Annotated in this window: 4 protein-coding genes; 2 read left to right on the top strand and 2 right to left on the bottom strand. The window is 67.6% G+C overall.

All coding sequences use genetic code 11. The features are described from left to right. Nucleotides 1-217: 217 nt before the first annotated feature. Complete coding sequence (locus tag ACLQ2U_RS32070; protein WP_425754625.1) at nucleotides 218-1,270, top strand: hypothetical protein; 1,053 nt, start codon at nucleotides 218-220, stop codon at nucleotides 1,268-1,270. A gap of 254 nt (nucleotides 1,271-1,524) precedes the next feature. Here ACLQ2U_RS32070 and ACLQ2U_RS32065 read toward each other — a convergent pair whose 3' ends face one another. Further along, nucleotides 1,525-2,427 carry a shikimate dehydrogenase family protein gene (locus ACLQ2U_RS32065; protein WP_425754624.1) on the bottom strand — a complete coding sequence of 301 codons (903 nt, stop codon included), beginning with the start codon at nucleotides 2,425-2,427 and terminating at the stop codon, nucleotides 1,525-1,527. A 176-nt stretch (nucleotides 2,428-2,603) separates the two neighbouring features. Further along, a complete protein-coding gene (locus tag ACLQ2U_RS32060; RefSeq protein ID WP_425754623.1) occupies nucleotides 2,604-2,969 on the bottom strand; it encodes a hypothetical protein in 366 nt (121 codons plus the stop codon). Between the two features lie 408 nt (nucleotides 2,970-3,377). On the opposite strand from ACLQ2U_RS32060, the gene ACLQ2U_RS32055 reads away from it, so the two are divergent. After that, nucleotides 3,378-4,289, top strand: coding sequence for a replication-relaxation family protein (locus ACLQ2U_RS32055; RefSeq protein WP_425754622.1), 912 nt, complete (start codon nucleotides 3,378-3,380; stop codon nucleotides 4,287-4,289). Nucleotides 4,290-4,803: the final 514 nt, after the last annotated feature.

Raw genomic sequence — 4,803 nt, 5'->3', positions numbered from 1 at the left:
GATGCCCGACCAGCGCCGCCGTGTCCAGCAACTCGCGGTCGAGACCGGATCTACCCTGCACCCACCAATTATCGACCCCGATCAAATCGGTAGACCTGCACGCCGCATTATTCAGGGGTCTCCTAGAAGAACTTCGCCAACGCCTGAGCGGAGTATCTACGCTGAGGCATTGCGTGCCAGCGGGTCCCAACGGAAGGGGTGTTGTGAGGGGATCGACATGGAGGTGAGAGCGATCTTCGAGCTGCCGGTGCACATCTGGGTGATGTGCGACGCGCTCGATGCGTCGTACCCGACCGGCTACGACAAGCTCCGGTTCAACGTCGTGATGCCCGATGACCGGTCACCCGTCGGCGGGCCCCCTCCTGTGCCCGGTGTGGAGTCGCGCCCCGAGTTGGTCGGCGAGCAGGTCGTATGGGTGCAGGAGTACGGCGCCCACATTCCCGAGTCGCTTCGGCCAGCCACGGCGCTTCATCGGTTGGCCGTGACCGACGTCGAGGGCCCAAGCTACGACCACGTGTCGTGGTTCACCCCCGAGCATCAGCTCGCTGAATACATCAACAAGTGGTTCAACGACGTGCGCACCTGGACTGAGATCGTGACCGGCCAGGACCTCGACCCCAATCACCGTGTCTACGACGCAGAGTCGGTCGGCGCAGGGCTCACGTTTATCGAGCCGCCCCACGACGGCGCCCTAGGCCTCACGATCACTACACCTCGCGTCCTTCCACTCCGCGCGCAGGAATGGGCTGACATCCTCGGGTTCGTCCGTGACGGCAAGGAACCGCCGCTCGAAGAGGTGCTCAGCCGTGACGCACGGGCCGCGCACAGACGCGACGCTAACCGGCGCGCAATCATCGACGCAGCCACCGCCCTCGAGATTGCCCTCGGCCGGCACGTCCGCAGCCACGCCGACCAACTGCCCGAAGAGCAGAGAGGACGCATCAGCGAGCGGACAGCTCTCGGCGGCTACATCGCGATCGCCGAGGACTCCGGTATTCAGCTCGCTGTTCCGGTCGATCGGCTGCGCTGGCTTAACAACCTTCGCAACGACGCCGCTCATCGTGGTGCGGCACCAGGCCACCGGGAAGCCGGCGACGCGGTGCAGTTGATGATCGATTTCCTCGGCGCTCACGGACGACTTCGCAGGACAGGCGAACGCGAGCCTGACGGCGGGGAGTGGGTGCTGGCCGATCCTGAGAGCGACAACGTCGACGATGCTCAGCTTGTCGAGGAGGGATCGGAAGCTGAAGGTGGCTTGTCGCCGGGCTGAGCGTGCGGCACGAACGACGAGACCAGGCGGCTTCAGGCACCGGCGACGGCGGCTGGTGGCGACTTCCCTGTTAGCGACCCCGTGTGCCCTGCACGAGGACGGGCTTACCGCAGCTGGTCGTAGGTCAATGAAACAAGTAGCCGCGATCCGCTCGCCGCCGGCCTCGCGACGTGTCGGGCTGGCTGGCGGCCGGGCATGCCGGTGAGCGGGTGTGTCCAAGTTCCGGACTTCGGCGCGGCATACCGGGTGGCCGATCAGCGGCAAGCTTCAGGCCGCGCGCGTAGGGGCTCTGCGAGCATGGCGAACCGGCCGGCCGTGTTCATTTCGTTCGACAGATCGAGGATTGGGCCGAGCGCGGCGGCCCAACCGTGGCAGAACAGGTGCCAACCGTCGTGGACGACCAATCCCTCATGAGCGCGGGCTTGCCGCAGCATGGCCAGGTCACCCCGGTAGTTCAGGTCCCACACCAGGGCAGCGGGTGGGAACTGGACGACTGGCGACAGGGGGCTACCAGGACGGTCCTTGCCGAGTCCGGTGGCGTTGACGACGAGCGTTCCGGGCGGACCGGACGCGACGAGGTGATCCCATGGGTCTGCACCGAGATGTACCTCGAGGCGCACTCGCCGGGACTCGGCCCACGGACCGAGCACGGCCTGCAGATGGCGGCCGGCCGCGCCGCTCCGGTCGGTGAACACCAAGCTGGCCGGCGGCACGGGACGGGCAAGCAGATGACGGCCGAGTGCGATCGCGCTACCGCCGGCTCCCAGACATACGACGTGTTCTCCGTCGGGCCAGATTTCGTCGACGACTCGCCCGATCGAGATCGGGTCCCGGGCGAAGCCGGCCAACCTGTCCGCCTCACGGCGTAACGCGTTGACCTCTCCGCACTCGGCCGCCAACGGGTCGAGCCAGTCGACCAGGTCGCCAGCCTCGCGCAGTACGGCCACCTTGTGTGTCGTGATGACGGCGCCGAGCACGTCATCGCTGCTGGCCAGTTCGGTCATCAAGGCGCGGTATGCCTCAGCAGGGGCGGCCAAGGGCATATCGCGACCGACCAGACGTACATCAAGGCCAAGGTCGCCCATCCAGATCGGGAACGCCTCATGGATTAGCGACTTGCCTGTCGATACCCCAACGAACCAAACCGTGGACGCCACCGGCCAAGGGTAATCGTCACCCCGCAGCAATTTTCATCTAGCCGCGCGGCGAGCGCGGGGGGCTCAGTCGAACCAGTTGAACAGCAGGTCACCGAGCCGGCTCGGCTGGTGGTAGGCGACCTCCCGGCGTTCTTCTTCGGTAAGAAGATGCAGGTGTCGGTCGTTGAGCGGCTGATTCAGCTCTGCCGTGGTGGCGACCCGCAGCCCCTCCCGCCTGGGATGTCAACGAACACCGCGTTGATCATGTGGGGATCTTGCTGTTCGGCTCCAGCGACCAGGAAGGCCGCAGCGTTGAAGAGGATGCTCAACGGCTTGCCATCAGGGAGTCGCATACCGACCCGGTAGTGGTTTCGGCCGACCGTCGGCGCCTCGACCGAGGTCGTGACCACACCGTCGAGTGTCCTGGTGCTGTCGTACACCGAGGCCAGCCAGGTGGCACTGGCCGCCCGATCAGGGTGCGGTCTGGTCACTCCCGGCTGCAGCAGATGGATGATCTCCACGCAGGGATCATCCGGCATCGCGACGCAGACGGCGAACAGCACCGGACCCCTCCACCTGTGTTGAAAGCCAGCCACTCGTATCCGCATCTGGCTTCCGCTCGATGGCCTCTTGAACCTGCCCCGGGTGACGGGTTGACGTGCGGAGCGTCAGGTTTGCGGCGGTGCCGGCCGCTTGTTGGTAGGGCTTGGCCGTCCGGGTGGGGCCATCTGCAGACCGTCCGAACCAGGTGGCGCTGTCGTGGCGGATTACGGGGTTTCCGTGACGTCTTCCGCCGCGGCTTCACCGCGCCTTCACCACGTCTCACCACCGCGCCCCGCTGACGGGCGCCCGGATGCGGCTGTCAGCGCAGCACACCGCCCGTGACCAGCCTCCTTGATCGGCGGCGAAAGTTTCAGACTCCCTCCCCACGGGAGGGAAACCCTTCCTCCTACTCCCTGAGGAGATCCCTGATGTCCAGCGAATCCTTCAGCTCCCCGTCCCGTCCGTCGTCGCCCCGCTCTCCGTCCAGCAAGGCTCATCGGCTGTCGCAGCTGCGTCGGCTGACCCTGCGCGACCGTCAGCTCCTCGCGTGGCTCGCCGAGCACTACGTGCTGTCCACCGCCCAGATCACCCACGCGCTGTTCCCGTCGCAGCGCTCGGCCCGGCTACGCCTGGCCACCCTGCACCGCATCGACGCCGTGCACCGGTTCGTCGACGTCACCACCGGCGACAGCCAGCACCTCTACACCCTCGGCCCGCTCGGCATGCTCGTGCACCCCACCACCTACACCGACCCGCAGCGTCCGGATGCCCGGCCACCGCGCAGCAGCATCGAACGCACCGAACGCATCATCGGCAGCCCCCGCCTGCGGCACCTGCTCGGCACCAACCAGCTCTTCGTCGACCTGCACGCCTACACCCGCACCGACCCGCACGCCCGCCTGCTGCGCTGGTGGTCCGAGCAGCACGCCACCGCCGCGTACGCCTTCGCCGAGATCCGCCCCGACGGCCACGGCATCTGGACCGCCGCCGGCCGGACCGTCGGGTTCTTCCTCGAACACGACAACGGCACCGAACCCCTCGCCAGGGTGCTGCGCAAGCTACGCGCCTACGAACGCCTCGCCGAGTTCGGCCCCCGCTACCCCGTCCTGCTGCGCATACCGAACCGGCGCCGCGAGGCCAACCTGCTCGACGCCCTCGCCGGCGTGCCCACCGCCATGCCCGTGGCCACCGGCCTGCACGACGAGCACCCCGCCGGCCCCGCCTGGGCGCTGGCCGCCGAGCCCGGCCTGCGCCGGTGGCTGCATGAGCTTCCCTCCGACCACGGCCCCCACAACACGGCCACCAATCCCCACCGCTTCACCGACCCCGACACCTACTGACACCGAGGCGCCTGAGGGCCCCAGTCGCTCACACCGCAGGTCAGCAGCCCGGGCACGTCGCACCACGATCCGCGGCTGTCAGAAAACAAGATCGTCTGTGAGTGCGTCGGTGCTCACGGCACCAACCTCCCCGACCCGCCCGCCAAGCCCTGTGATCGCTCACAGTGCAGGTGAACGCCCTGCATCGCGGATTCTCGGTCGGGAGGCGCTGTGAGAGCCGGCCGCTACCGTTCTCGTCAACACCACACCCCACATATCGCTCCACCCGGTTCGGTCCCACCTCAGGGATCCCTCGCCGCACCCACCCGGTGTGCTACGCCCACCCGCTTCGGCCGGTCGGCACGCCCACCGCCCGGCGACCCCTGACGGTCGCACCCACCACCGGCGCCACCGCATCCCTTCTGTCTCTGACCTGACCCATGTACCCGGTGGGCCGGTCGGTAGTTGTCAAGTCAACCTGAGACAGGTTGTCGTTAGCGGGCGGGTTGCTCTTGCCGGGCGGGGCTGTTGATCC

The sequence above is a fragment of the Micromonospora sp. DT47 genome, from assembly GCF_049844475.1.
In the GTDB taxonomy this organism is placed as follows: Bacteria; Actinomycetota; Actinomycetes; order Mycobacteriales; family Micromonosporaceae; genus Micromonospora.
This window is presented reverse-complemented; position numbering and strand designations above follow the sequence as displayed.

Bases quoted from the DNA above. Each gene is read 5' to 3' on its own strand.
- ACLQ2U_RS32055 (WP_425754622.1), top strand. From the start codon at position 3,378: ATGTCCAGCGAATCCTTCAGCTCCCCGTCCCGTCCGTCGTCGCCCCGC.
- ACLQ2U_RS32070 (WP_425754625.1), top strand. From the start codon at position 218: ATGGAGGTGAGAGCGATCTTCGAGCTGCCGGTGCACATCTGGGTGATG.